General features: G+C 39.9%; 25 protein-coding genes and 1 pseudogene. 10 read left to right on the forward strand and 16 right to left on the reverse strand.

Annotated elements, in window-relative coordinates; genetic code table 11:
• Positions 1-53: 53 nt before the first annotated feature.
• Entirely contained in the window at positions 54-2390 is a 2337-nt protein-coding gene (locus OCF96_RS06555; RefSeq protein WP_261446742.1) for a cation-translocating P-type ATPase, read from the reverse strand.
• A 133-nt stretch (positions 2391-2523) separates the two neighbouring features.
• On the opposite strand from OCF96_RS06555, the gene OCF96_RS06560 reads away from it, so the two are divergent.
• The gene (locus tag OCF96_RS06560; protein WP_261446745.1) at positions 2524-3273 is read left to right on the forward strand and encodes a lysophospholipid acyltransferase family protein; all 750 of its coding nucleotides are present in this window, start codon (positions 2524-2526) and stop codon (positions 3271-3273) included.
• Positions 3274-3312: 39 nt separating this feature from the next.
• Here OCF96_RS06560 and OCF96_RS06565 read toward each other — a convergent pair whose 3' ends face one another.
• From OCF96_RS06565 to OCF96_RS06595, 7 genes are all read right to left on the reverse strand, one after another.
• Entirely contained in the window at positions 3313-4005 is a 693-nt protein-coding gene (locus OCF96_RS06565; protein ID WP_261446747.1) for an alpha/beta hydrolase, read from the reverse strand.
• Complete coding sequence (locus OCF96_RS06570; RefSeq protein ID WP_261446749.1) at positions 3986-4996, reverse strand: ABC transporter substrate-binding protein; 1011 nt, start codon at positions 4994-4996, stop codon at positions 3986-3988. Before OCF96_RS06570 ends, OCF96_RS06565 begins: the two co-directional genes overlap by 20 nt.
• A 19-nt stretch (positions 4997-5015) precedes the next feature.
• Positions 5016-5771 (reverse strand): ABC transporter ATP-binding protein, encoded by a 756-nt coding sequence (locus tag OCF96_RS06575; protein ID WP_084924041.1) that lies wholly within the window; start codon positions 5769-5771, stop codon positions 5016-5018.
• A 1-nt stretch (position 5772) separates the two neighbouring features.
• Positions 5773-6819, reverse strand: a complete 1047-nt coding sequence (locus tag OCF96_RS06580; RefSeq protein ID WP_261446750.1) for a FecCD family ABC transporter permease — start codon at positions 6817-6819, stop codon at positions 5773-5775.
• Positions 6820-7053: 234 nt separating this feature from the next.
• On the reverse strand, positions 7054-7674 hold the full coding sequence (locus OCF96_RS06585) for a CadD family cadmium resistance transporter (protein ID WP_000531713.1): 621 nt from the start codon (positions 7672-7674) through the stop codon (positions 7054-7056).
• Between the two features lie 789 nt (positions 7675-8463).
• Positions 8464-8733 carry a 30S ribosomal protein S15 gene (gene rpsO / locus OCF96_RS06590; protein WP_001018251.1) on the reverse strand — a complete coding sequence of 90 codons (270 nt, stop codon included), beginning with the start codon at positions 8731-8733 and terminating at the stop codon, positions 8464-8466.
• A gap of 14 nt (positions 8734-8747) precedes the next feature.
• Complete coding sequence (locus OCF96_RS06595) at positions 8748-8921, reverse strand: hypothetical protein (RefSeq protein ID WP_261446751.1); 174 nt, start codon at positions 8919-8921, stop codon at positions 8748-8750.
• A gap of 380 nt (positions 8922-9301) precedes the next feature.
• Here OCF96_RS06595 and thrS point away from each other — a divergent pair, with 380 nt between their 5' ends.
• Entirely contained in the window at positions 9302-11245 is a 1944-nt protein-coding gene (gene thrS, locus OCF96_RS06600) for a threonine--tRNA ligase (RefSeq protein WP_000608345.1), read from the forward strand.
• A gap of 153 nt (positions 11246-11398) precedes the next feature.
• On the opposite strand, the gene OCF96_RS06605 is transcribed toward thrS, so the two are convergent.
• The 4 genes from OCF96_RS06605 to OCF96_RS06620 form a co-directional block, all read right to left on the reverse strand.
• Entirely contained in the window at positions 11399-12448 is a 1050-nt protein-coding gene (locus OCF96_RS06605) for a DUF389 domain-containing protein (protein ID WP_261446752.1), read from the reverse strand.
• 290 nt (positions 12449-12738) lie between these two features.
• Complete coding sequence (locus tag OCF96_RS06610; protein WP_004242726.1) at positions 12739-14250, reverse strand: ATP-binding cassette domain-containing protein; 1512 nt, start codon at positions 14248-14250, stop codon at positions 12739-12741.
• A gap of 833 nt (positions 14251-15083) precedes the next feature.
• Complete coding sequence (locus OCF96_RS06615; protein ID WP_254753915.1) at positions 15084-16058, reverse strand: sensor histidine kinase; 975 nt, start codon at positions 16056-16058, stop codon at positions 15084-15086.
• Positions 16051-16728, reverse strand: a complete 678-nt coding sequence (locus OCF96_RS06620; protein ID WP_000548988.1) for a response regulator transcription factor — start codon at positions 16726-16728, stop codon at positions 16051-16053. The genes OCF96_RS06615 and OCF96_RS06620 overlap by 8 nt, the downstream gene beginning before the upstream one ends.
• Before the next feature lie 408 nt (positions 16729-17136).
• Here OCF96_RS06620 and OCF96_RS06625 point away from each other — a divergent pair, with 408 nt between their 5' ends.
• From OCF96_RS06625 to OCF96_RS06635, 3 genes are all read left to right on the forward strand, one after another.
• Positions 17137-17706, forward strand: coding sequence for a TetR/AcrR family transcriptional regulator (locus OCF96_RS06625; protein ID WP_261446770.1), 570 nt, complete (start codon positions 17137-17139; stop codon positions 17704-17706).
• Between the two features lie 88 nt (positions 17707-17794).
• A complete protein-coding gene (locus tag OCF96_RS06630; protein ID WP_020903273.1) occupies positions 17795-18571 on the forward strand; it encodes a ferredoxin reductase domain-containing protein in 777 nt (258 codons plus the stop codon).
• Between the two features lie 123 nt (positions 18572-18694).
• A complete protein-coding gene (locus OCF96_RS06635; protein ID WP_261446753.1) occupies positions 18695-19768 on the forward strand; it encodes a DUF2974 domain-containing protein in 1074 nt (357 codons plus the stop codon).
• A gap of 88 nt (positions 19769-19856) precedes the next feature.
• Here the strand turns inward: OCF96_RS06635 and OCF96_RS06640 are convergent, their stop codons facing one another.
• The 3 genes from OCF96_RS06640 to OCF96_RS06650 all read right to left on the reverse strand — a co-directional run bounded on the left by OCF96_RS06640 (position 19857) and on the right by OCF96_RS06650 (position 22300).
• Entirely contained in the window at positions 19857-20876 is a 1020-nt protein-coding gene (locus OCF96_RS06640; protein WP_261446754.1) for a YdcF family protein, read from the reverse strand.
• A 68-nt stretch (positions 20877-20944) separates the two neighbouring features.
• On the reverse strand, positions 20945-21382 hold the full coding sequence (locus OCF96_RS06645) for an Rrf2 family transcriptional regulator (RefSeq protein WP_261446755.1): 438 nt from the start codon (positions 21380-21382) through the stop codon (positions 20945-20947).
• Between the two features lie 75 nt (positions 21383-21457).
• Positions 21458-22300, reverse strand: a complete 843-nt coding sequence (locus tag OCF96_RS06650) for a metallophosphoesterase family protein (RefSeq protein WP_261446756.1) — start codon at positions 22298-22300, stop codon at positions 21458-21460.
• A gap of 111 nt (positions 22301-22411) precedes the next feature.
• Here OCF96_RS06650 and OCF96_RS06655 point away from each other — a divergent pair, with 111 nt between their 5' ends.
• The 5 genes and pseudogenes from OCF96_RS06655 to OCF96_RS06670 all read left to right on the forward strand — a co-directional run bounded on the left by OCF96_RS06655 (position 22412) and on the right by OCF96_RS06670 (position 24865).
• Positions 22412-23062, forward strand: coding sequence for a metal-dependent transcriptional regulator (locus OCF96_RS06655; protein WP_261446757.1), 651 nt, complete (start codon positions 22412-22414; stop codon positions 23060-23062).
• Positions 23028-23225 (forward strand): annotated as a pseudogene (locus OCF96_RS10205) (hypothetical protein). The gene OCF96_RS06655 and the pseudogene OCF96_RS10205 overlap by 35 nt, the downstream one beginning before the upstream one ends.
• Positions 23182-23889, forward strand: a complete 708-nt coding sequence (locus tag OCF96_RS06660) for a nicotinamide mononucleotide transporter family protein (protein WP_261446758.1) — start codon at positions 23182-23184, stop codon at positions 23887-23889. Before OCF96_RS10205 ends, OCF96_RS06660 begins: the two are co-directional and overlap by 44 nt.
• A 130-nt stretch (positions 23890-24019) precedes the next feature.
• Entirely contained in the window at positions 24020-24433 is a 414-nt protein-coding gene (locus OCF96_RS06665) for a hypothetical protein (RefSeq protein ID WP_261446759.1), read from the forward strand.
• An 18-nt stretch (positions 24434-24451) separates the two neighbouring features.
• Positions 24452-24865, forward strand: coding sequence for a hypothetical protein (locus OCF96_RS06670; protein WP_261446760.1), 414 nt, complete (start codon positions 24452-24454; stop codon positions 24863-24865).
• A 38-nt stretch (positions 24866-24903) separates the two neighbouring features.
• On the opposite strand, the gene dtd is transcribed toward OCF96_RS06670, so the two are convergent.
• Positions 24904-25347 carry a D-aminoacyl-tRNA deacylase gene (dtd, locus tag OCF96_RS06675; RefSeq protein WP_084950932.1) on the reverse strand — a complete coding sequence of 148 codons (444 nt, stop codon included), beginning with the start codon at positions 25345-25347 and terminating at the stop codon, positions 24904-24906.
• Between the last annotated feature and the right edge of the window lie 2 nt (positions 25348-25349).

Genomic DNA, 25349 nt, shown 5'->3' on the forward strand with positions numbered 1-25349 from the left:
AGCTAGCAATCTTTTACCTAAAAAGACCGCAATCCACAGATTGCAGCCTTTCTTTATTTTTTCGCTTGGTAACGACTGGTTAAGATAAATATCACGGTAAAGACCAACATCATGACACCATAAACAGGTAATGTTTGTCCTGTTAAGGTTGAAATTTCAAGCAGTTTTTGAATTCTTGGGAAGAGAGCTGTGGCTAGGAAGCCTCCTACTGACCAAACAATCAAGAGGACACGCCATAGGGTAAATGGCATGCAGGCTCTAAATACGGATAAGAAACCAATTGACCCCAAGAGATAATAGAGTAGAGTTGAGATTTCTAACTCAGACCAACCTTGGCTACTTCCAAATATTTTCACAAAGAGAACACTGAACACGACCATAAGGGCACTTGGGAGAGCACGAAGCATGGATCTTCTGAGGAAATTTGGCTGAACAGGTTTGATATTTCGCTCAAAAGTCAGAACGAATGGTGGGAAACCTTCCACGAACTGGTCAATCATGGTAATCTGGATTGGAATGAAAGGGAAAATCAAGATCCATTCAGACCGTCCCAGAAGAGCGCTGGCAATACAAATCACCGCGAGCAAGAAGGAATAAATCGTCTTAATCAAGAAAATCGGTGCAATGTGGGCAATGTTATTGACCACACGACGACCTTCAAAGAGAATCTCAGGAACATCATTAAAATCAGAGTTCAAGAGAACCAGATTGGCAATCTGACGAGTCGCAGGATCTCCCTCAGCCATCACGATAGAACAATCCGCCTCACGAAGGGCCAGAATATCATTAACCCCGTCCCCTGTCATAGCCGTTGTATGCCCCGCTTTTTTCAGTGTTTGGATGATGAGTTTCTTTTGATGAGGGGAAACACGTCCGAAAATAGCTGTCTCCTCAGCCATAGCAACCAATTCCTCATCCGTAATTTTCGAGCAATCTACATAACTGTCATAGTCCGCAAAACCAGCCTTCTGGGCAATGCTGGATACCGTAACTGGATTATCACCAGAAATGATTTTGAGACCTACTTCTTGGGAACGGAGATAGTCCAGCGTCTCTGCTGCTCCCTCTCGAATAGGGTCCAAGATTTCCAGCAAGGCCAGAGCCTGAATATCAGATGGTTTCTGTGGTTTATGATGGTCCAATTTTTCCTGACTGAGAGCTAGAACCAAGACACGTGAACCTCTCTCCAATTCCTCTCTGGCTTCAGGGACCTCAGAATCCAGCAACATCTCAGGTGCACCTAAGAAAACTGTTCCCAAACCTTCCAATTCCATTGCTCCCCACTTGCGGTCGCTTGAGAAGGGAAGATTAGAGAGCATAGGATAGGCTACTTGGCCTTGGAAACGCTGGCGAATGGCTTGGGCAGTTGGATTTTTATCCTCACTGTGGGCTATGTAGCTGGTCAGGATGCTGGCAATAGTCTCTTCACCATAAGTTGTCGTCAGCGGAAGAACAGCCTCTACCTGCATCTTTCCTTGGGTGATGGTACCCGTCTTGTCCAGACAGAGCATATCCACGCGCGCCAAGGTCTCAACAGAGTACATCTCCTGCACCAAGACCTTTTTCAAGCCCAACTTAATCACCGCAGTCAAAAGCGAAGTAATGGTCAAAAGGGCAATTCCCTTAGGTAACATCCCCAAAAGGGCCGTCGACGAATTTACAACAGATGACTTGAGAGGCAGGCCTTTTAAAATCAAGGCGTCTAGCAAGAGAGCCAGACCAAAGGGAATGATAATCTTCCCAGTAAAACCGGCTAGGTTGTCCAGCGATTTCATGATACGTGAGTTGATTGGTTTAACGGTCTTAGCTTCCAGCATGAGTTTGGCAGCATAGTTGTCTGCACCGACATGGTGAACTTGAGCTAAAACTGAGCCACTGGCTAGGAAACTTCCAGACAAAAGCAAGGCGTCAACTTCCTTTTGCACCAAATCACTTTCTCCCGTTAACATGGCTTCATTGACTTCCGCAAAGCCTTCCAAAACCAAGGCATCACTGGGAATCTGCTCTCCAGCAGACAAACGAATGACATCTCCTAACACCAATTCTTCAGGATTCAGAGCAACTTCCTGACCATCACGAATAGTCTTGACCTTTTCCTTGGTCATGAGATTGAGCTTGTCCACCATGTGTTTGGCCCGCAGCTCGGTCACAATCCCAGAAAAAGCGTTAAAGCAGATAACGGCAAAGAAGACCAAATTGCTCCAAGCCTGCACAAAGGCTAATGCCAAAGCAATGACAAAGTTCAAAGCGTTAAAAAGGGTAAAGACATTTCGTTTGATGATTTGCCAAGTGCTGGTACTGGCCGAAGCAGTAAAATCATTGACCAAGCCCTTAGCCTGTCTTTCCTTGACTTCTATTTGGGTTAATCCCATAATCTTATTTTTATCCATAAATTCTATCATATCATTTTTTATGATAGAATACTAATCTCATCCTAAATATACTTGTTACAAATGGAAAAAGTTTGCCAGCCCTCCTTTGATAAGGTATAATAATAACAAGAAAATAATCGAAGGAGATCGCATGTTTTATACTTATTTACGTGGATTGGTTGTATTGCTCCTCTGGTCCATCAATGGCAATGCCCACTATCATAATACTAATAAAATTCCTAATCAAGATGAAAATTATATTCTGGTTGCACCTCACCGCACCTGGTGGGATCCTGTTTACATGGCCTTTGCGACCAAGCCAAAACAATTCATCTTTATGGCCAAAAAAGAACTCTTTACCAACCGTATCTTTGGTTGGTGGATTCGTATGTGTGGTGCCTTTCCTATCGACCGTGAAAATCCAAGCGCCTCTGCCATCAAATATCCTATCAATGTCCTCAAAAAAAGTGACCGCTCTCTCATCATGTTTCCAAGTGGAAGCCGCCACTCAAACGATGTCAAGGGTGGCGTAGCTCTGATTGCCAAAATGGCCAAGGTCCGTATCATGCCGGTTACCTACACAGGTCCTATGACTTTGAAGGGATTAGTTAGCCGTGAACGTGTCGATATGAACTTTGGAAATCCAATCGATATCTCAGATATCAAGAAAATGAATGATGAAGGCATTGAAACAGTCGCCAATCGCATTCAAGCAGAATTCCAACGTTTGGACCAAGAAACGAAACAATGGCACAATGATAAAAAACCAAACCCACTCTGGTGGTTTATCCGCATCCCTGCTCTCATCCTTGCCATTATCCTCGCTATCCTAACCATCATCTTTAGCTTCATCGCAAGCTTTATCTGGAATCCAGATAAGAAAAGAGAAAAACTTAGTTAAATACAACAATCCCTTGGCAAAAGCCAAGGGATAAATCTTTTATTCGATTTTCCATTTTTGAGCCAACCAGCTAGAAAAAGCTAGAAATCGTTCAGCTACTTGTTCATGGTGCCCATAAGGATCAAAGACAAATTGACCGTTCGGATAGCGTTTCTGAAGACTGGTATGGATCTGCTCAGCATAGACTGGTGCTTGAGCCAAGCGATTGCTATGATTGATTCCTTCTGTTTGACCGTTCTGTAAATACAGCAAACAGTCCAAATTTTTCACATTTTCTTCCTTGCAGTAAGTCACAAAATCAGGATACCAAAAGGAACCGCAGATCGAAAAGACACAGGAAACCTTGTCAAAGCTGAAAAGACTGTAGACTGCCGCCAAACCACCTAGTGAGTAGCCTCCATAAGCAAGGCGAGTTTCGTCCAGGCGATAAAGCGACTGCAACTTGTCTAAAAGACCTTCGAACAAATGATCATGATAGACCTTGGCCTGACCTCCAAAATCTGGAGCCCCATCTCTCAGAGCAGATGCCTTCCAGGGAGTGTAATCGTCTAAGCGATTTTTAGAGGTCAAGCCCACTAAAATCACAGATTCGGAAAGGAACGATAGGAAATCCAAGTTTCCATCATTCAATAAAATAGTCGGATAGGTTTGATTGGGGTCGTAGTTAGAAGGAAGGCTTATTTTGACTTGAATTCCTTCCCAATCAAACTCATTATTTATTGATAAAGTCATTGATTTTCTCAAGGGAATCAATCACTGCTGGACCATAGTCCATCAATTCATCGTAAGAGATAGTCATGATTTTTTGATTCTTAATAGCAGCAACGCTTTCCAAAACAGCATTTGCCTTCATCAACTCTACTGCTTTTCCATCCAATTTTTTATTGCGGTCGCTGGTTACATAGATAATCAATTCAGGATCCATTGACACGAGGTTTTCCAAGGTCAAGCCTGATGTCCCCGTAGCAACGTTTGTATAACCAAGTTGGTTCAGCAAACTTTCTTGCAAAGCAGACTTGTAGGCACCGAAGGTTTCATCATTATAAGCAACCATAATCAAAGCCTTTTTCTTTTCACCTTGACTTGCTGGATTTGCTTTCTTAACAGCGTCAATTTTAGTTTGTAATTGGGCTGCGTATTCATTAGCCTTGTCCTGAACATTAAAAATCATTCCCAGATTTTTGACATCTTCTACAATATTCCCCAAATCTTGCTGAATTGTTGAGAGAGAAGCTTTTTGCGTATAAACTGGGATTTTGTTTTCATTCCAAGTGCTAACTGTCCCCAAGGATTTTTCAGAAAACATCATGTTTCGACCCATCACAGCGTCTGGCTCATAAGAAAGGACTGTCTCTTGTGAGACTGTTTTTTTATCCCCAATTTGAGGAATCGTCGCAATCGCGTCCTTGTATTTGTCCGTCACAGCATTGTCTGGATTGAGCATGCCAACAATTTTATCCTTCAACCCCAACTCCAATAAGATTTCAGTGGTTGAAAGATTGTTGGTGATAACTTTTTCAGGTGCCTTTTCAAAAACTTGTTCGACTTCATTTCCTTTAGCATCATAGGTCTTAACCGTTAACGGATAAGTCGTCTCTGCGTTAGCCTTTTGACTTGTCTCTGTGCTAGATTGTGTGGTAGCTTTTTCTGTAGTAGTATTTCCACAAGCTGCCAAAGTTAAGGTAGCTACTGTCACGAGTAAAATACTGAGTGTTTTTTTCATCTTGTTTTCCTTTTCATTCTTATAAATAGTGAATCATAGCTTGCTGATCCTCGGTCCAAGTCACCTGACTTTGAACTCCGTATATAGTTTGCAATGACTCAGGGGTGATAGTCTCCTTTGGAGTCCCTTGGTAAAGGATTTCTCCCTCTTTCATCAGATAGAGATAATCCGAATAGCGACAAGCAAGTTGAATATCATGCAAGACAGCTAGAACATTGACCTTGAGATTCTTCACAATGGCCAACAAGTCTAGCTGATACTTGATATCCAAGTGATTGGTTGGTTCGTCCAGGAGCAAGAGAGTCGGTTCTTGCGCCAAGGCTCGGGCTAACAAAACTCGCTGTTTCTCTCCCCCTGACAGAGACGAATAGAGACGAGTTTTCTTCTCGAGCATATCCACCTTAACGAGGGCATCTTGAACGAGAGTAAAATCCCTTTCCCTTTCCTTCTGTAAAAAAGAGAGGTGGGGAGTTCTTCCCAGCAAGACGATTTCTTCAACTGTACAATCAAACTGCAGTTGGTTAAACTGGGTCACAACTGCCATTTGCTTGGCTGTTTCTTTGAGTGACCAATGATCCAGCGGCTTTCCATCTAGGCTTATCAAGCCTTTGTCCGCCTTTTCCTGACGATAGAGGAGTTTAAGCAAGCTGGTTTTTCCGCTTCCATTTGGTCCTAATATCGTGTGAAATTGATTCCCCTCAACCTTAAGAGAGACTCCTTTGAGGATTTTTTTCTCTCCTAGTCCAAAATGGATATCCTGACAAATCAAGTCCATATCAGACCCTCACCTCCCTTCGCCTACCTCCAACAATATAGATAAAGAAGGGAGCACCTACTAAGGCTGTGAAAATACCAATAGGAAGCTCTGCGTTTGGAATGATGATACGAGAGAGTACGTCTGCCCAGATGACAAAGAGGGAACCCAGCAAGGTTGCAACAGGAAAAAGCCTCTTGTAATTCGTTCCTACTAACCCTCGAGCTAAATGTGGAGTAATCAGACCGACAAATCCAATAATCCCACAGGTTGCCACTAAGACTGCTGTCAGCACAGCCACCATGGTCACATAAAGATACCAATAAAAGCGTAAGGGAATCCCCAAAGTTAAAGCAGCCTCATCTCCCATCATCATCGCATTGAAAACACGATACTGAGTAGAGAAAAATAGAAAGGCTATTCCTACTACTATAGTTGGCAGGACCAAGTCTGCCCAGGAAGTCCCAGCGAGCGAGCCCATGGTCCAAAACTTAATGGTCATCACACTGTCCGCATTAGCGCCAACTGAGATAATAAAGTTGGAAAAAGCTAGAAAGAGAGCATTGACCACCGTTCCTGATAAGATCAGACTAGATGTTGTCATCCTTCCCTGCATAGAGGCAATGATGAGGACAGCAATTGTTGCCAAAATAGCTCCAAGAAAAGCTCCAAGGCTAATCATCACTTTTAAACCAAGAATGATGCTCAAGGTTGCACCTAGAGTTGCACCAGCAGAGATGCCTAAGACATAGGGCTCAGCGATGGGATTGTTCACTGTAGACTGCATCACGCTACCACACATAGAAAGGCCTGCTCCTGCTATCAGACCTAACAATACTCGAGGGAATCTCATGTTCCATACAATGGCAAGAGTGGACTTGGAAACCTCTCCTACCTCAAGAGGAAATCCCAACCTGCTCAAAATAATCCGATAGGTATCTCCTAGATCAATCGCAACAGATCCCATTGAAACTGCTAGAAAGAGAGAAATCCCTAAAATACCTAGCAAAATGACTAAAAGTAACACAAATTGCTGGTCTTGTCGGCTTCCAGAAAATTTGGAAAACATGCAAACCTCCTTTGATAGAATCTTAAAAATTTAGAAAATTCTCATGAAAAGTATATCATATTTTCAACAATGGAACAAGATAAGAAAAATAAATATAGTTGGTCTTACAGTGCTAATAATCATAACCGAAGATTATACTTGAGTATATCGAGGTAAAGTGACAACATAAAAAGCCCTCTGAAAATCAGAGAGCCAATTTGAGCTCGGGATAAAATCCTAGTGAAACAAAAAAATCTACACGGTCAGAAAAGTCTCTATCGTGCCATTTTCATACATGATGTATAGTCCAAGCAGAATGAATACTAAGGGCACAATGATTCGCTCGTATTTTTCAATTGTCTCGAATATTAAGGGAATAGAGGATAACACCCGACTAATCTCGCATAAGATAATTATGCCGATTACAAACACAAGCAAGGCCACGAGGGTCTGTGACCAATCTAATGAAGCAAAATAAGGTATATAGATACCTAAATTATCTCCGCCAGACGCAATTGTCAGCAATGTAACTGTCCAAAACAGTTGATTTGCCTTGCTTTGTTCTAATCTTTCAATAATTTCTTCCTCTTCTTCCTCTTCTTCCTCACCTTCTCCAACAATTGCAAAGCGAATCCCTAAATAGATAGGGATTAAACCAAGCAATCCAACCATCCATTCTTCAGGCACGAAATTAACGACATAAGCAGCAACTAAACTCGCCCCTACAAGTAAGCCTGTGCCTAGATATTGCCCCGCATAAATATGCCATTTTTGTTTATTCTGTGATAGCTGTGCAAATAAAATAAATAAAATAATTAAATAATCGATACTGGTGGAAATATAAACACCAATAGCAGATATGATTGTCTGTCCCATAAAAAACCTCCTGTATTGGTCAGTAATAAATCAGCAGATTTTAGGAGAGCACAGACACATTAATTTAGCTATCGCTAGTGGGTAATGTCGAACATAGGAAAGCATTTTACTCCTCCTCAAAAAGTAGTTACAAAGTAATTTCTAACTGGAATTCGGTGACTACTTCCATGTAAAGTATAACATACTATACTTTACTTCGTAAAGTGTGGGCTCTCCGAGGGGGCTTGCAGACAGCTACTCGGCTTTTCAAGCCGAGTAGCTACGCACCTTTATAGTGTAATTAGCTGATACCATTTGAGGTTTTTGTAGTCTCCAAAATTGTGACCGATAAAACCTCAATAAAAAAGCCCTCTGAAAATCAGAGAGCTAATTTGAGATTGGGATAAAATCCTAGTGAAAAAGATGAAACTCCTTGCATTGATCGAACACTGTGTCATTTCCCTATTTTCATACGGATTTCTTACGCCCTTAGCATCATGATTCTTGCTGGATAAAACGTTTATAGACTAGACGGCGAGGAGAAGAATGTACGAAAATTTCAGTGAAACAAAAAAATCTCCCCGAAGGGAGATCATTCTGGTTTATTTTACCTTACAGTGCTAGGAACTGTAACCGAAGATTATACTTGAGTATATCGAGGTAAGGTGACAACGTAAAAAGCCCTCTGAAAATCAGAGAGCTACAGTCTTGCTGGATAAACCGTTTATAGACTAGGCGACGAGGCGAAGATTGTACTAATGGTACATCGAGCCGAAGCCAACGAAGTATAGAAACGGTTTAGACGCAAGATTAGCGACGAAGTCCTAGAGAGTTGATCAACTCACGGTAACGGTTAACGTCGTTTTTACGCAAGTATGCAAGCAAGTTACGACGGCGACCGATTTTTTTCATCAATCCACGGTAAGTAGCGTGGTCTTTTTTGTGTTGTTTGATGTGTTCGTTAAGGTGGTTGATTTCCCAAGTAAGGACAGCAACTTGAACCTCTACTGAACCTGTATCACCTTCGTGACGTGCATATTGTGCGATGATTTCATTTTTTTTCTCTTTTGAGATTGCCATGATGTTTCTCCTTTTTATTTGGCTTCATCCGAGTGACAGGTTGGCATGCCTGCAACCAAGAAGAAGTTATTTGCCTTTACGACAATCCTTATTCTACCAATAACTAACTTCTTTGTCAACAGATTTACTTTCTTTCTCTTTATTTCACTAGCATCATTAAGAGTATCAACTTCTTCTAATATTACCATATCTGATTGCCGACACCTTTCCAACAAGGAAATTCAAAAAAATCTACAAAAATCTTGAAAATTTTCACAATCATGCTATAATAATCCATAGAGACAAGTCACTTAGTCCCTTTCTACTAGAGAGTGCGTGGTTGCTGGAAACGCATAGGAAGCCTAAACTGATACTACTCTTGAGTTTTTTATGAAAACATAAAACGGTGGCTACGTTAAAGCCAATCAGAGGTGTCCCTCTCTTTTGAGGTACATAAATGAAGGTGGAACCACGTTGCGACGTCCTTTCGAGGAGGTCGCTTTTTGTTTTTCTAGCTTTCACAATCCTCTGTCCCTGTTTTTAAAATAGGGTTCACACATTCGTCAATAATATAAGTAAGGAGAACATCATGATTAACATTACTTTCCCAGATGGCGCTGTTCGTGAATTCGAATCTGGCGTGACAACTTTTGAAATTGCCCAATCTATCAGCAATTCTCTAGCTAAAAAGGCCTTGGCTGGTAAATTCAACGGCAAACTCATCGACACTACTCGTGCCATCACTGAAGATGGAAGCATCGAAATCGTGACACCTGATCACGAAGATGCCCTTCCAATCTTGCGTCACTCAGCAGCTCACTTGTTCGCCCAAGCAGCTCGTCGTCTTTTCCCAGACATTCACTTGGGAGTTGGTCCAGCCATCGAAGACGGCTTCTACTACGATACTGACAACACAGCTGGTCAAATCTCTAACGAAGATCTTCCTCGTATCGAAGAAGAAATGCAAAAAATTGTCAAAGAAAACTTCCCATCTATTCGTGAAGAAGTGACTAAAGATGAAGCCCGTGAAATCTTCAAGAATGACCCTTACAAGTTGGAATTGATTGAAGAACACTCTGAAGACGAAGGTGGTTTGACTATCTATCGTCAGGGTGAATATGTGGACCTTTGCCGTGGCCCTCACGTTCCATCAACAGGTCGTATCCAAATCTTCCACCTTCTCCATGTAGCAGGTGCTTACTGGCGTGGAAATAGCGACAATGCTATGATGCAACGTATCTACGGTACAGCTTGGTTTGACAAGAAAGACTTGAAAAACTACCTTCAAATGCGTGAAGAAGCCAAAGAACGTGACCACCGTAAACTTGGTAAAGAGCTTGACCTCTTCATGATTTCACAAGAGGTTGGTCAAGGACTTCCATTCTGGTTGCCAAATGGTGCGACTATCCGTCGTGAATTGGAACGCTACATCGTAGACAAAGAGTTGGCTTCTGGCTACCAACACGTATACACTCCACCACTTGCTTCTGTTGAGCTTTACAAGACTTCCGGTCACTGGGATCATTACCAAGAAGACATGTTCCCAACTATGGACATGGGTGACGGGGAAGAATTCGTCCTTCGTCCAATGAACTGCCCACACCACATTCAAGTCTTTAAACACCATGTTCACTCTTACCGTGAATTGCCAATCCGTATCGCTGAAATCGGTATGATGCACCGTTATGAAAAATCTGGTGCCCTTACTGGTCTTCAACGTGTACGTGAAATGTCACTCAACGACGGTCACCTCTTCGTTACTCCAGAGCAAATCCAAGAAGAATTCCAACGTGCCCTTCAGTTGATTATCGATGTTTATGAAGATTTCAACTTGACTGAATACCGCTTCCGTCTCTCTCTTCGCGACCCTCAAGATACTCATAAGTACTTTGATAACGATGAGATGTGGGAAAATGCCCAAACCATGCTTCGTGCAGCTCTTGATGAAATGGGCGTTGACTACTTTGAAGCCGAAGGTGAAGCAGCCTTCTACGGACCAAAATTGGATATCCAGGTTAAGACTGCCCTTGGTAAAGAAGAGACCCTTTCAACTATCCAACTTGACTTCTTGCTTCCAGAACGCTTCGACCTCAAATATATCGGAGCTGATGGTGAAGAGCACCGTCCAGTTATGATTCACCGCGGGGTTATCTCAACTATGGAACGCTTCACAGCGATCTTGATTGAGAACTACAAGGGTGCCTTCCCAACATGGCTTGCACCACACCAAGTAACCCTCATCCCAGTATCTAACGAAAAACACGTGGACTATGCTTGGGAAGTAGCTAAGAAACTCCGTGACCGTGGGGTTCGTGCTGACGTGGATGAACGCAATGAGAAAATGCAGTTCAAGATTCGTGCTTCACAAACAAGCAAGATTCCTTACCAGTTGATTGTTGGAGACAAGGAAATGGAAGACGGAACTGTTAACGTTCGCCGCTATGGCCAAAAAGAAACACAAACTGTCTCAGTTGATGACTTTGTTCAAGCTATCCTAGCTGATATTGCCAACAAATCACGAGTTGAGAAATAAAACAATCACAGTCTGAGAAACATTTTTCAGAGCCAGAAAAAGCAACAACTATTTCAGCTGTTGCTTTTTATATTTTATTTAATCTGAGCTAGTAGTGATTGGTCAAACCACCACACAAAATTTTCTTTCATGAGTTAGATAAGGTCAATATCCTCAATCCTTGTCTGCTTCATTTTCTTTTACGAGATCTTTTTGTGAATCCTTTTCAGAGAGTTTTTGATCGATATACTTGTTAATGGTTTCATAAAATTCCTTGGTCGCTTCACTATCTAATGTTGGCGAGTTCTGAACTTGATTCACTTTCAATTGAACAGATTGAATACCGTAAGAGGCTTGTTTTTGGTGGAGTGTTTCTAATTCTTCTTCTGAAATCGGATCTCCAACAACCGTCAAGACCAATTCATTGTTACTTGACTTGTAGACTTGATTAATAACCGTATAATTGGCGAACTCTTTTCCTACAAACTGTTTGATCCCTTCTTTGCGCGCTTGTTCTATTGTCAGAGTAACTGCCGAATAGCTAGCTGGAAGAATCAACAATACAATCAAAGAAATCAAGCCAATTCTCATTTTAATGCTCAGCTCTTTAAATGAAGTTAAAGGAGATTTTCTCATCAAAATTCTTGTTCCAACAATGTTGGCTAGCATGATAAAGACACAGTTGATCAAGAAAAGATAGAGAGCCCCCAATAAAAATCGTACATTCCCATTAGCTAAACCATAGCCAGCAGTACAGATAGGCGGCATCAAAGCTGTAGCAATGGCTACTCCTGGCACGATATTGTTTGCTTCTTTTTTCCTTGAACCGATCACACCAGCAATCCCACCAGCAATAGCAATGAGAACATCCCAAATGGTTGGAGAGGTTCGTGCGATCAACTCGCTACTTGCATAAGACAAGGGAGAAATCCAGAAATACAGAGTCGAGACAAGCAAACTGACCAACACTTGAGTCAATAAAACCTCTAGAGATTGCTTGATTAAACGCGTATCAAAAATAGCTAAACCGAATCCCAGTCCAACAATCGGTGTCATGAGAGGTGAAATTAACATGGCTCCAATAATAACAGCTGTTGAATTCATATTTAGACCGATAGAGGCAATAAAAATTGCACACATCAAAATCGCTGTATCTCTCAATCGAACATGAAGGTCATCGTATAATTTCTCACGGTATTCCCGTGTTGAATAATTTCCGTTCATTGGTTACTCCTTTTATTTTATATAATCTTGTTTCTGCATGGATGATGGTAGAGAGACTTCTGTCCAATCTTACATATTTTTCTTCTCACCTGTTATTCTTTTGAAAATTATCTTTTAAGTATCCGTCAGTCCATCCTTTATATTATATCAAAAATTTTACAGTTTTTCTCTGACGAAATCTATCAATTGAATAGATAGATGAAGCAAGAAATTTTTGTTTCCTTATCCGAAGAAGGAAAAACGGTATCTCCTGAACCTTGATACTATGCGTTTTATTCTTTATAATTTAGCTATTTCAAAATTACAAGTTCTCCATTCTTAATTTCCCAAACTTGGTCAAACTTACTTAATAATTCGTTTTGGCGATGTAAAGTAACAATGACGGCACTTGGTAGTTCCAGAACTCTTTCCAATTCCATTTTAAACTGATTAGTATCCAAGGCAGAGAAAGGTTCGTCTAGGATAAGCAATGGATTTTTACGATTTTTCTCACGATTTAAATACATTCGTTGTTGCTGACCACCTGACAGGGATTGTGGTGGAATTTTTTCAAAATCTTCTTCTCTGAATTTTTCATTGAAACTATTGAATAGTGTTACATTATTTTCATAACTCGAAATAAATGTATGTTCTTGTTGCAGAATCATACCGAATCTTCCCCAAAGATGGTCCAAAACAAGCCCATCTAGCACAATTTGTCCTTCAAAATCTTCATCTGTTCCATTTAAAATGTTGAGAAGACTACTTTTTCCAGAACCATTCTTACCAATAAGCGCAATTTTATCCCCTTTTTGAATCGTAGCGGAAGTAATTATCAATTTTGATTCTCCCAGTTGTTTGGAAATGTTTTTCAAAGTAATCGTATCAAAAGAATGTTGAGGTGCTTGAACTGAAACGGGTCTCCCAACAATGTTTTGAAAACTCTTGATTACAGGCTTTACGGACTCTAACATTTGTAAATCATAAAGGATTTCCTGTATTGGTTCAGAAAAAGCATTAATATATCCGAAACTCGCCACCACCTCAGGAATACCGAGTTGCTGGTGAGATAGAGAGTAGGCTAAATAAATAAACAGAACAAGACTAATGAATTCAAAAGAAACACCTGTCAATAAGATGCCTGTAATTTTTGTCAAACCATACTTAAAATACTTATCCTGCAAATTCTTTAGAGAACTCTTTTGTTGATTCAAAAAATGCGACATAGTTAGTTTATTTACCAAATGATGTCCCATGAGCAAATCCTCCAAAGTTCGATAGTAATCTCCTTGTTTTTTCAAGTAAACCTGTCTACGATTAGCGGTCAACTTCCCAACGATTTTAGGAATTTGAATACTAATTCCAGTAGAAAAGATTAAAATCAGTGATACAATAGGATTAATTGTTCTGCTAATAATGAAAGCGTAAATGATGATACGTAAAATTTGTTTGATAAAACTCATCAATGGAGGAAGGTAATCCTTTTCCAACGAATCTAGGTCATTAGATTGATAGGAAATATACTCTGCTACTGTTTTCTGCTTGAAATCGTGGTGACTGAGTCCCAGAAGTGAACGAAACCACTCATTTTTCAAAGTAGTCGAAAAGATAATCCCCTGCTTCCAATCAAGTATCATTTGGATATAGTTACAACTCAAATAGCCTGCCACTGACATAGAGTAACCATATAGAGCTACTTGATAATCTCCTTTGATTAATGCCTGCGTGAAATACGGTAACAAAGCTGTGCAGATATTCGATACTACACCAAAAAGAAAATTAAAGAATAAATACCATCTAATAGTTTTAAGATATGGAAGCATATACGATACTCCTTGCTAATGCGTTTTTTTACATATCGCAGAACAATCTCTACTATTCCCTATTTCAGATAGTGCGATACTCGGACATTGAGTGCAATAATTGTAAATCACACAAGTACTGCAGTTTTTACTATCATTCAAAATATAATTTGCTATTTTGTAAAATATAGGTCTATTCCATGTTTCTTTGATAGATGTAAAATGAATATTTCCAATACTTCTATTGAAAGTAAGCTTTTTCAGTTTTTCTAACGATTTAGGCTATTTCGTGACACACCCACAATCCGTGAAAATTCTGGTTATATCAGATTATGTGATTTTCGTAAGAATTTTATATTGTCTCCAATCATGGCAGTCTCCTTTTACTTGATAAAACTATTATAACATTTAGAAATTAAAAACTGGTTCAAAATCAATAGAATGTGTGTATTCGATACATTCAATAAATTCTTGGAAACAGTTCTACACCAGTTACACAAATCTATATACACCTATCTCATTCAAAATAAAAAGAAAGCTGTAGTTCTTTTAATCCTGTATCAACGATTCATTCTGAAATCGAATAGGAGACATTTCCCAAGTCTACAATTCACTTCATCTCAAATTAATTTTTGTAATTCACCCTTAGTTTATAGATTTTATACTCAACAAAAGTATAAAGCATACAAAACTTCACTTTGAACCAGTATTTATACTATATCCCGTATCAAGAACTCTATTATTATTTTTCTAAAATACAATTTTCAAATATCCTGAAATATAGGAAAAAGAGATTGTGTAAAAACTCAATCCCTGTAAAAAATGGTTTTCCCCCAGTCTCTTTTCGTCTATGCTCACTCAATTATTAGATTCATGTCAGCAAACTGAATCCGTACTATCGTTCCTTTTCCGACCTCAGACTCGATACGAATCTGGTGCCCCAGTTCTTCAGAAATTTTCTTAGATAGGTAAAGTCCAAGTCCAGATGACTGCTGGGTTAGGCGGCCATTATATCCTGAAAATCCACGTTCAAAGACTCGGAGGACATCACTGTTTTTTATCCCTATTCCTGTATCCTTGATACAGAGTTCTTGCCCTTCCATATAAATCTCCAGACCACCTTCCTTGGTGTACTTGAGACTGTTTGAAATAATTTGCTCAATGACAACTAGCAGCCACTTCTTATCCGTCACGATTTCTTTATCAAGGTCATGTAGATTGACATTTAGTCCTTTTTGAATAAAGAAAAGAGCGTATTTACGAATTATTTCCTTGACCAAATCCTCAATTTGAACCTGCTTTAAGACCAAATCATCATGGAAACTTTCTAAACGCAGGTACTGTAAAACTAGATTAGTATAGGAGTCAATCTTGAAAATTTCCTGTTCTAATTGCTGCTTCAGTTGTCGGTCGGCTACTTCTGCAACTAAGAGCTGACTGGCTGCAATGGGGGTCTTAATCTGATGGACCCACAAGGTATAGTAATCCAGCAAATCCGTCAGTTTTCTTTCGGCATCTGACCTTTGCTGATAGAGTTCCATCTCACGCGCTTCTAATTTTTCTGCTAAAGCTATTTCTAAAGGAGATTTGGCTTCCCTCTCTCCGTAGAGAAGTTCCTTGCGATAGACCTGCATCTCCACCAATATGTCCCAAGTGAAAAATAAGATGGTTACAAAGCAGCACAAGAGGAAAAAGTAGAGAAAGTAAATTCCCAAACTGGCAAATAAAAACTGAAAGAGCAAAACCAGAAATGCCAAAGAAAGCAGATAGACAAACAGACGACTACGGGAGCGCAGATAGGCTAGAAAAAATTGTTTCCAATCAAGCATGCTTCAGTCCGTACCCTATCCCTTTCTTGGTCTCGATAAATCCTACCAAGCCCTGCTCTTCCAATTTTTTACGCAAACGAGCCACATTGACAGAGAGGGTATTATCATCAATGAAAAAGTCACTGTTCCAAAGTTCACGCATCAGGTCGTCACGCGCTACGATATTGCCCGCATGCTCAAACAAAACACGTAAAATCTGGAATTCATTCTTGGTCAAATTCAAGACTTGCCCTTGATAATGTAAATCCATTGATTTGGTATTGAGGATCACACCGGCATATTCCAGTAAACTCTCGTCACGCCCAAACTCATAGGAACGACGCAACAAGCCCTGAATCTTGGCTAAAAGAACCTGCTGGTCAAAAGGCTTGGTCACAAAGTCATCCGCCCCCATATTAATTGCCATGACAATATCCATGGCCTGGTCTCTCGAAGACAGAAACATGATGGGGACCTTGGAAATCTTGCGAATTTCCTGACACCAGTGATAACCATTAAACAAGGGCAAACCAATATCCATGAGGACCAGATGAGGCTCCGACTGGACAAAAAGACTCAAAACTTCCATAAAGTCTTCTACCAGCACCACTTCAAATCCCCATTCAGAGAGCATTTTCCCGACCTGTTGACGAATGACCTGATCATCTTCTACTAATAAAATCTTGTGCATCTGATTCTCCTTTGCTAATTTTAGGAGTCTTAAATCCTTTAGTATAAATAGAGGGCTTAGTATCTAATACTTTTTTGACATTTCCTTGTCACAACAGCTCAAAAACAGATAGTGAATAACCCCATTGATATCATACCTTATTTTCAGACATAGTGCCAGCCCTACCCTTTTATTTTTAATTTTTTCAACCTTCATTTCAGTTCTTTTATCCATCCCCTTAACCAAAATTTATATCTATTCTTCCAAACCTTGAGTGTAGTTAAAACGACACTCTATACTCTTCTAACATTGAAAAGCTCCTTATCGAGTGGTATCCGTAAAAAGTTCTAGCTTTCAGATTGACAATCTGAAAAAGATTTGTTAAGATATGAATGAACAATATTTAATATTCATTCAGAAAAGAGGTGAATCAAATTGGACAAAAAACAGGCTTTGAAATCCGCAGCTTATGAAGTTTTTTCAAAAAAAGGATACAAGGCGACAGGAATTTCAGAAATTGCTAGACAAGCTCATATGGCAGTCGGATCTTTTTATAACTATTACGAAAGTAAAGAAGCTATTTTTTTAGATATCTATATTGATGAAAACAACCGTGTTCGCCAAACTATGGTCGAAGAACTGGATTGGGAAATTGATATGATTGATCTTATTAGTCAACTCTTTGCTCAATCCAGAGCACTCGTTTCCTCCAATAAAATCCTTGCAGAATGGTACAATCCTGCCATAGCAGATGAGTTGCATAGCTACTATTCCTCAGAAGAAGGAAAAGTCACGAATCCATTTCATCAATTTCTCGTGAAAACCTTTACTCATCGTTTGCAGGCTGAAGGCCATTCTCCAGAAAAAATTCAAGATATTTTACAAGTTTACAACCTATTTTACTACATGGATATGCATATCACAGAAAATGATTTTCCAGATATTAGCAAAACTGTAGAAATACTAGCAACCAACTTCATTAAAGGAATACTGAAATAAAGAAATCTTTTCTTTATTTTTTGGAAATTATTGAATGAAAAAAAATATTATTCATTCATATAAAATTACTACACTATAGGAGTTAAAAATGAAACGAGGGAAAAAAATGTTCATAATTATTCTAACTACACTTGGAGTGCTCGGCTTTATATCTTGGGGAATCATTACCTATCTTGGACGAAGTCAAACTTTATCGATAAAATCCATTGAAAATCCCAGCGGAGATTTGTATTTAGTTCACATCACAAAACCAAAAAATCAAATATGGAAAGCTGGCTCCTATGCTCAGTTTAAGCTTCCTGACAGCTCGTTTGGTCCAGACAAAAGTCCAGTAAAGGAGGATCAGGCTAGCCGATGGCTAACCCTTGCTTCCACTCCTGATGAGGATGAAATTCTTATTGTAACCCATAATAGTGGTAGCGTGTTTAAGGAAACCTTAACACATTTACCAGCTGGTAGTAAAATTGAGATGAGTTGGCTGGAGTCATCTTTATCTGTTAAAGACAATGACCAAGCACTGGTTTGTTTTGCCTCTGATGTCGGTATTTCTACTCTACGTCCAGTTGTGAAAGAGTGGGCTGGTAAGCGCTCCATCATTCTTAATCATTTAGACAAAGGAGTAAACATTTTTGATAATGAGTTAAGAGAGCTTAGTAAGAATAATCCGAATCTAACTTATAAAACTAGCGAAACCTTTTCTCAAAGCCAAGCATTTTTAAAAAATGCGGTTATGAAATACGGTAACCAAGCTATTTATCTCTTAACCGGCCAACCTGATGATATAAATGAGATGAAAAATTTCTTAAAAGAGAATGGGATTGACGACAAACAGATACAAACAAGTATGTTTAGAGGTTTGAAATAAAAGCCAACTGTCTTCTATGTGTCTGAATCATACCATTATAGGTCGGTATGTAGAGAGCTCGTACAAACCAACTAGTAAATTCTATGTGTTTGTGATAAGATAAATAAAAAGAAAGGAGCTCTTATGGCCAATATTTTTGACTATCTGAAAGATGTCGCACACGATTCCTTTTACGACCTTCCTTTGAATGAATTAGATGTTTTAGCCTTAACAGAAACAACCTACCTCTCCTTTGATAATCTGGTCTCCACAAATCCTCAGCGACTTTTAGACCTGGCACCTCAGGTTCCAAGGGAGCCTAACATGTTGACTAGTAAAAATCGCCTCCAGCTATTAGATGAACTAGCTCAACACAAACGATTCAAAAATTGCAAACTCTCCCATTTTGTCAACGACATCGACCCTGAGCTGCAAAAGCAATTTGCAGCTATGACCTACCGCCTCACTCTCGATACCTATCTGATTGTCTTTCGTGGGACTGATGACAGCATCATTGGCTGGAAGGAAGATTTCCACCTGACCTATATGAAGGAAATTCCTGCTCAAAAGCACGCCCTCCGCTATTTAAAGAACTTTTTTGCCCACCATCCTAAGCAAAAGGTCATTCTGTCCGGGCATTCCAAGGGAGGAAATCTAGCCATCTATGCTGCTAGTCAAATTGAGCAAAGCTTGCAAAATCAAATCACAGCAGTTTATACCTTTGATGCGCCTGGTCTCCATAAAGAACTGACACAAACTGAGGGATATCAAAGGATAATGGATAGAATCAAGGTCTTTATCCCACAAGGGTCCATTATCGGTATGATGATGGAAATCCCTAACCACCAAATCATCGTGCACAGTACTGCCTTAGGTGGTATCGCCCAACACGATACCTTTAGTTGGCAGATTGAGGACAAACACTTCGTCCAACTGGATAAAATCAACAGTGATAGTCAACAAGTCGACACAACCTTCAAGGAATGGGTGGCCACAGTCCCTGACGAGGAACTCCAGCTCTACTTCGATCTCTTCTTTGGCACTATTCTTGATTCTGGTATCACCTCTATCAATGACCTGTCTTCCTTCAAGGCTATCGAACACATTCATCATCTCTTTGTTCAAGCGCAATCCCTCACTCCAGAAGAAAGGGAAACCTTGGGACGCCTTACCCAGTTATTGATTGATACCCGTTACCAAGTCTGGAAGAATAGATAGTACCTTTCAAAAATCAAATGTATATAAAACAAAAGACCTAGAATACATACTTTCATGTGCATTCTAAGTCTTTTTAAATAAAATCTAACTACCAAATAATCCCTTTGTAGGCTATCAAAATGAGGACTGATAGCAGGACATAAAAGGCAAGGAAAAGCCATTTCATCTTAACACAGAGCGCTACGTACTCCCGAATAAAAGCAGATGGTATGTAGTAGCCTGCCGTCCTACATCCGAGGCCATCTCCCTTCATATTTAACTTACGCGCATAGGTACTGGTACGAAAAACATGATAGTCATTTGTTACAAAGAGAAATTGAGGTTTGGCTACCAGTTTCTCGCCAAGTTCCTTAGAAAAGAGAAGGTTCTCATAGGTAGTCCTTGATTGATCCTCCAGAATAATCGCATCTTGGGGAACATCTGTCTCTTCAAGCAGATAGTTTGTAATAGCCTGCGCTTCAGAAATTTTCTCATCTCCTCCTTGACCACCACTGGCAATAATTTTTATGTTAGAATTCTTAGACTTGTGGTAAGCTTCTACCGCCTTATCAATTCTCCTCTTTAGCAAAGGTGTTACCTTTTCTCCGCCTAATAAACCAGCACCGTGAATGATAATAAAATCATAATGCTTCTTCTTAGGAATAAAGAGATACAAGATAGAGTACAGCATAAAACCCGTAAAAGCAAAGCCAAAAATAAAATAAGAGTAGAAAATGAATACAAATAAAATGTTTAGAAAGTGATTGGTGGCAAATAAAGCGTCTCTATCTCCAAAGCGAAATAACATCAAAGCAAAAAATACCAAAATGACTATTCCAAGGAGCATGGAGAGATAATTGGCCTTTGAACGTCCCTCTCGCTTCAACAAAATGACCCCATTATAGATTAAAAAGATGCCACTTAGAAAAATCAGTATCGGAAGTAAAATAAAGGGGAATATAAAAAAAGCGAAATGAATCTTCTCATACCCATTTTGATAAAAAAGGTAGCCTAGATAAAAATAACTGGAAATGAGGGATAATAAGAATAATACTGGATTCCACAAACTTCTATTATCCTTCCAAAATGACACTATAAAGGCTAATACAATTCCTATAACGAGATACATTTCTTCCTCCTTTAATGATTCTATTTTATCACAATTTTACATAGAGAAAAAGAGGGCATCTACCCCTCTTAATCCTTCATTTGACTCTCTGCATCAGCCACGACTTGTTCTAGACTGGTCTGACCAAGCTCTGCCTCCATAGCCAGCTGGATTCTCTCCAATTTTTGATCCAAAACATCATGAATATGAGCTCCGACTGGACAATTTGGATTTGGATTGTCATGGAAACTGAAGAGTTGACCTGTCTTTCCAAGACACTCAACCGCTTGATAAACATCTAATAGACTAATGTCTTTGAGATCCTTAACAATCTCTGTTCCCCCTGTTCCGCGCGCAACTGAAATCAGCTCTGCTTTCTTCAACTGGGACAAGGTTTTTCTGATAATGACAGGATTGACCCCTACACTAGCAGCCAGAAAATCACTGGTCACCTTTTTTTCCTTCCCCTCTAGAGCAATGATTATCAGCATATGAGTCGCAATGGTAAATCTACTTGGAATTTGCATCCTCTTCTCCTTTTTACGAGGCTCCCCTGCCTCTACTCTTCTTTTTCTATTATTATACCCTTTTTAGTTGTAATGTCAATCATTACCACTTTTCAACCAGTCGTCTAACTCCCTATCGTATCCCTCTTTCTGAGCCAATTCTCTCAGAAATTCCTGATGATGAGTATGATGGATACCATTGACTAGACTTTCATAATACACCTCAAAATAAGGGAGTTTCAGGTCTTTAGCCAACTGCAATTCAGCTGCCACATCGTAGTCCACCCGTCGGAAATCCATATCTACCAAGCCCTTGTCATCAAACTCCAAAATCATATACTGGGCCCGCAAGTCCTTCCGCAACTGAGTATCTAGAAAGAAAGGTTGCCCAATCGAACCCGGATTGACAATCAATTGCCCACCAGTACCGTAACGAAGCAACTGCTGGTGAATATGACCATACACAGCAATATCACAAGGCGGGTTGGTCACCAAGCGGTCAAAATCCTCTTGCGCTCCAGTATGAATCAACTCTCTCCCCCAGTTCTTATCAGGAAGATGGTGGCTAATTCCTACCGTCAAATCCCCAAACTGACGATGAATCTGGAGTGGTTGATTATGGAGCAGTTCAATTTCTTCTAGTGAAATTTCCTCTAAAACATACTGGCACTGGCGCAAGAGATAGCGTTGACTGGGACGAGTACTATCCAATTCCTTGCGGACACCATGCCACAGACTATCTTCCCAGTTTCCCAAAACTCTAGCTGTAATCGGTAGTTGAGCCAACAAGTCCAATATCCTTCTCCGCCCTGTTCCTGGCATGAGAATATCCCCCAAAAGCCAGTATTCATCCACTCCTAGCTGCCGAGTATCTGCCAAAACAGCCTCCAAGGCTGTAGTATTTCCATGAATATCTGAAAGAAGAGCTATTTTTGTCATATTCATCTCCTCATTTTTTCTCTTGCAATAAGTATAACATAAAAAGTCACAGCTAGAGAAATCTAGCTTTTTTTGATATACTAGATAAAGATATTAGACAAGAGGAAACGAATGACCCCGAATAAAGAAGATTATCTAAAATGTATTTATGAAATTGGCACAGACCTACATAAAATCACCAACAAGGAAATTGCGGCTCGTATGCAAGTATCTCCCCCTGCCGTAACTGAAATGATTAAACGGATGAAAAGTGAAAATCTCATCCTCAAGGACAAGGAATGTGGCTATCTACTGACTGACCTTGGACTTAAACTGGTCTCTGAACTCTACCGTAAACACCGCTTGATTGAAGTTTTTCTAGTTCATCATTTAGACTATACGAGTGACCAGATTCACGAGGAAGCTGAGGTATTGGAACATACTGTCTCTGACCTATTCGTGGAGAGACTAGAAAAATTACTTGGATTCCCCAAAACTTGCCCTCACGGAGGAACTATTCCTGCCAAGGGAGAACTCCTGGTTGAAATCAATAACCTGCCACTAGCTGATATCAAGGAAGCTGGCGCCTACCGCCTGACTCGGGTGCACGATAGTTTTGACATTCTCCATTATTTGGATAAGCACTCACTTCACATCGGTGACTGTCTCCAAGTCCAGCAGTTTGATGGCTTCAGCAATACCTTCACTATCCTCAGTAAAAATGAGGATTTGCAAGTAAGTATGGACATTGCCAAACAACTCTACGTCGAGAAAATCGACTAATTTCTCAAGTACCCAACCAACCCTGAAAGTTTAATTTTCAGGGTTTTATTTCTAGCATTTGATTTTACTTTCATTTAGTTGTAGAATGTTTGTTAAAAAAAAGAAAGATAGTTTAACCTATGAAAAAATCACTAAAAATTTTTGCTACATCCAAATGGTTTGACCTCTTCGGTGTTGCTCTGGTCGTTGGGATTGCGATTGCATCTGGTTACCTCAACTCTCGTCTCGATAAATTCGTAGATTGGGGACCCTGGACTGCTCTTGTTCCCTTTGGATTGATTTCCGTAACCAATGTTGGGATTTCCATGTTGTCCACTCGTTTTACAGGAAAATTAAGCAAGTGGGGAAATTACTTTGGCATTATCAATACGATTTTGTCCGGTACTATTGATTATATCCTTGGAAATAAGGCGGCCATTATCACCTATCCTGTCACCTTCCTCATTTATACCTTTGCGATTAAGAAATGGGAAGCTTCGCAAGAAGGCAGACCCAACCAAATGAGCCAAAAACAGCTAAAGTTGGCGGCCATCATCATTTCCATCATCGCCTTCCTCTTTGCCTTTGTGACCAACTATATCGGATATGGTGGTAAGATGAATCTCCTTGCCTATGTAACAACTATTGCCTTTGCACTGTCCCTCATCGCCAATGCCTTGAACGCATTGAAACTGACAACTCAGTGGGGCTTCTGGTTGATTTACAATTTTGTGCAGCTGACAAAGGCTGGCATTCAAGGAAACTTCGCCAATATCGGTAAATACATCTTTTATATCCTCAATGCAATCGGAGCTTTATTTGTCTGGAATGATGAAGAAGTTAGATAATAGAAGGAAACTCAAATAAAGAATACTAGCCAACTTAAGAGAATCTCCCTTCTACTATTTTTATCATTTTACTTGTAACTCCCATTCTTTTGGAGTAGAATGAAGCTAGATAAAAGAGGGAGGTCATCTTATGAAAAATCTCTTTAGAATCCATTTTGTAGCAATTGCAGTCATTGATTTGCTACTATTTGCATTTTTTACCACTAGACCCGAGACTTCTTTGGAGCAGCTCCTGCTTTCTGGCTTCATTTTTATCCTTGCTCAAGGACTCCTGCTATTTCGCTTGGTTGTCCGACTCAAACATCAATTCACTGAGATTTATCCTCAAATCAATAAAAAGATTCGCTTCTACTATTTAGGGGTTCTCACCTTTGATTTTCTGTTTTTCTTCATCTTATCCCTCATAAGTTCTCATCGTTTTTCATCTCTTATGCCAATTGCCACTGCTTGCCATTCTACTTTATATTATACGACGACTAACTACCTAAGAGAAAACTATCCAGACTTTTACGACAAACACATCTCTTTATGGGAGTGTCTCTAAGGCAAAGGAGGTTTTAGCATGAAAAAAATCATCTTCATCAAAATCACTCAACTCCTTGTCATTGATGGAATCATGCTGGCATTTTTGACGTTTAAAGAGGGGCTTACTTGGGATTGGATTTTGATTTATAGCGGTTGGCTCATTTTCTTTCATCCTGTGCTATTGACCTATCTGTCTAATCAGCTTTGTGACCACTTTAGTCAACTCTATTCCCAGATTAGACCGATATTCTGGCGCTTTGCATTACAAATCCTCCTATGGGATAGCCTGATGATTCTCTCCTTGATATGTTTAAGTGGTATCCCACTTTTCCTCCAGGGAACTCTCCTAATCCTAGGACACCTCATCCCTTCCTATCACATAAGCCAAAGTTTGAAAAGAGACTTCCCCAAGGCCTATCAGGAACAGATTTCATTTTGGAGTATTTTATGATAGATGAGAAAAACCAAGCCGGCCGGGCTTGGTCTTTCTTATCTATTTTTAGTATCAAGAATAATGGTAACTGGTCCATCATTAACCAGCTCAACCTGCATGTCCGCACCAAAGATACCTGTCTGAACGGGCACTTCCTGCGCTAATTTTTGATTGAAAGCGTCATAGAAGTCTGATGCCATATCAGGCTTGGCTGCACCTGTGAAGGCTGGACGATTGCCCTTCTTAGTATCCGCAAAGAGAGTAAACTGAGAAATAGAGAGGATTTCTCCCTCAATATCTTTGACAGACAGGTTCATCTTGCCTTCTGCATCTGAAAAAATCCGCATATTGACAATCTTTCTCACAGCATAGTCCAAATCTTCCTCTTGGTCCTCTGGTCCAACACCAACCAGCAATAAAAGCCCCTGATTGATTTTCCCCTGCAACTGACCTTCGATACTGACTTGGGCTTTTTTAACCCGTTGGATAATGATTTTCATAA

It is taken from the genome of Streptococcus mitis (assembly GCF_946190065.1).
Taxonomy (GTDB): Bacteria; Bacillota; Bacilli; order Lactobacillales; family Streptococcaceae; genus Streptococcus; species Streptococcus mitis_DE.

What these genes read in the sequence shown, in the direction of transcription:
- OCF96_RS06615 (WP_254753915.1), bottom strand. Translation starts at nt 16,058, where the DNA reads ATGCTTGATTGGAAACAATTTTTTCTAGCCTATCTGCGCTCCCGTAGT.
- OCF96_RS06660 (WP_261446758.1), top strand. Translation starts at nt 23,182, where the DNA reads ATGAAAAAATCACTAAAAATTTTTGCTACATCCAAATGGTTTGACCTC.
- OCF96_RS06640 (WP_261446754.1), bottom strand. Translation starts at nt 20,876, where the DNA reads ATGTATCTCGTTATAGGAATTGTATTAGCCTTTATAGTGTCATTTTGG.
- OCF96_RS06575 (WP_084924041.1), bottom strand. Translation starts at nt 5,771, where the DNA reads ATGGACTTGATTTGTCAGGATATCCATTTTGGACTAGGAGAGAAAAAA.
- dtd (WP_084950932.1), bottom strand. Translation starts at nt 25,347, where the DNA reads ATGAAAATCATTATCCAACGGGTTAAAAAAGCCCAAGTCAGTATCGAA.
- OCF96_RS06565 (WP_261446747.1), bottom strand. Translation starts at nt 4,005, where the DNA reads ATGACTTTATCAATAAATAATGAGTTTGATTGGGAAGGAATTCAAGTC.
- OCF96_RS06570 (WP_261446749.1), bottom strand. Translation starts at nt 4,996, where the DNA reads ATGAAAAAAACACTCAGTATTTTACTCGTGACAGTAGCTACCTTAACT.
- thrS (WP_000608345.1), top strand. Translation starts at nt 9,302, where the DNA reads ATGATTAACATTACTTTCCCAGATGGCGCTGTTCGTGAATTCGAATCT.
- OCF96_RS06670 (WP_261446760.1), top strand. Translation starts at nt 24,452, where the DNA reads ATGAAAAAAATCATCTTCATCAAAATCACTCAACTCCTTGTCATTGAT.
- rpsO (WP_001018251.1), bottom strand. Translation starts at nt 8,733, where the DNA reads ATGGCAATCTCAAAAGAGAAAAAAAATGAAATCATCGCACAATATGCA.
- OCF96_RS06610 (WP_004242726.1), bottom strand. Translation starts at nt 14,250, where the DNA reads ATGCTTCCATATCTTAAAACTATTAGATGGTATTTATTCTTTAATTTT.
- OCF96_RS06580 (WP_261446750.1), bottom strand. Translation starts at nt 6,819, where the DNA reads ATGTTTTCCAAATTTTCTGGAAGCCGACAAGACCAGCAATTTGTGTTA.
- OCF96_RS06655 (WP_261446757.1), top strand. Translation starts at nt 22,412, where the DNA reads ATGACCCCGAATAAAGAAGATTATCTAAAATGTATTTATGAAATTGGC.
- OCF96_RS06620 (WP_000548988.1), bottom strand. Translation starts at nt 16,728, where the DNA reads ATGCACAAGATTTTATTAGTAGAAGATGATCAGGTCATTCGTCAACAG.
- OCF96_RS06645 (WP_261446755.1), bottom strand. Translation starts at nt 21,382, where the DNA reads ATGCAAATTCCAAGTAGATTTACCATTGCGACTCATATGCTGATAATC.
- OCF96_RS06555 (WP_261446742.1), bottom strand. Translation starts at nt 2,390, where the DNA reads ATGGATAAAAATAAGATTATGGGATTAACCCAAATAGAAGTCAAGGAA.
- OCF96_RS06635 (WP_261446753.1), top strand. Translation starts at nt 18,695, where the DNA reads ATGGCCAATATTTTTGACTATCTGAAAGATGTCGCACACGATTCCTTT.
- OCF96_RS06650 (WP_261446756.1), bottom strand. Translation starts at nt 22,300, where the DNA reads ATGACAAAAATAGCTCTTCTTTCAGATATTCATGGAAATACTACAGCC.
- OCF96_RS06630 (WP_020903273.1), top strand. Translation starts at nt 17,795, where the DNA reads ATGAAACGAGGGAAAAAAATGTTCATAATTATTCTAACTACACTTGGA.
- OCF96_RS06560 (WP_261446745.1), top strand. Translation starts at nt 2,524, where the DNA reads ATGTTTTATACTTATTTACGTGGATTGGTTGTATTGCTCCTCTGGTCC.
- OCF96_RS06585 (WP_000531713.1), bottom strand. Translation starts at nt 7,674, where the DNA reads ATGGGACAGACAATCATATCTGCTATTGGTGTTTATATTTCCACCAGT.
- OCF96_RS06605 (WP_261446752.1), bottom strand. Translation starts at nt 12,448, where the DNA reads ATGAACGGAAATTATTCAACACGGGAATACCGTGAGAAATTATACGAT.
- OCF96_RS06595 (WP_261446751.1), bottom strand. Translation starts at nt 8,921, where the DNA reads ATGGTAATATTAGAAGAAGTTGATACTCTTAATGATGCTAGTGAAATA.
- OCF96_RS06665 (WP_261446759.1), top strand. Translation starts at nt 24,020, where the DNA reads ATGAAAAATCTCTTTAGAATCCATTTTGTAGCAATTGCAGTCATTGAT.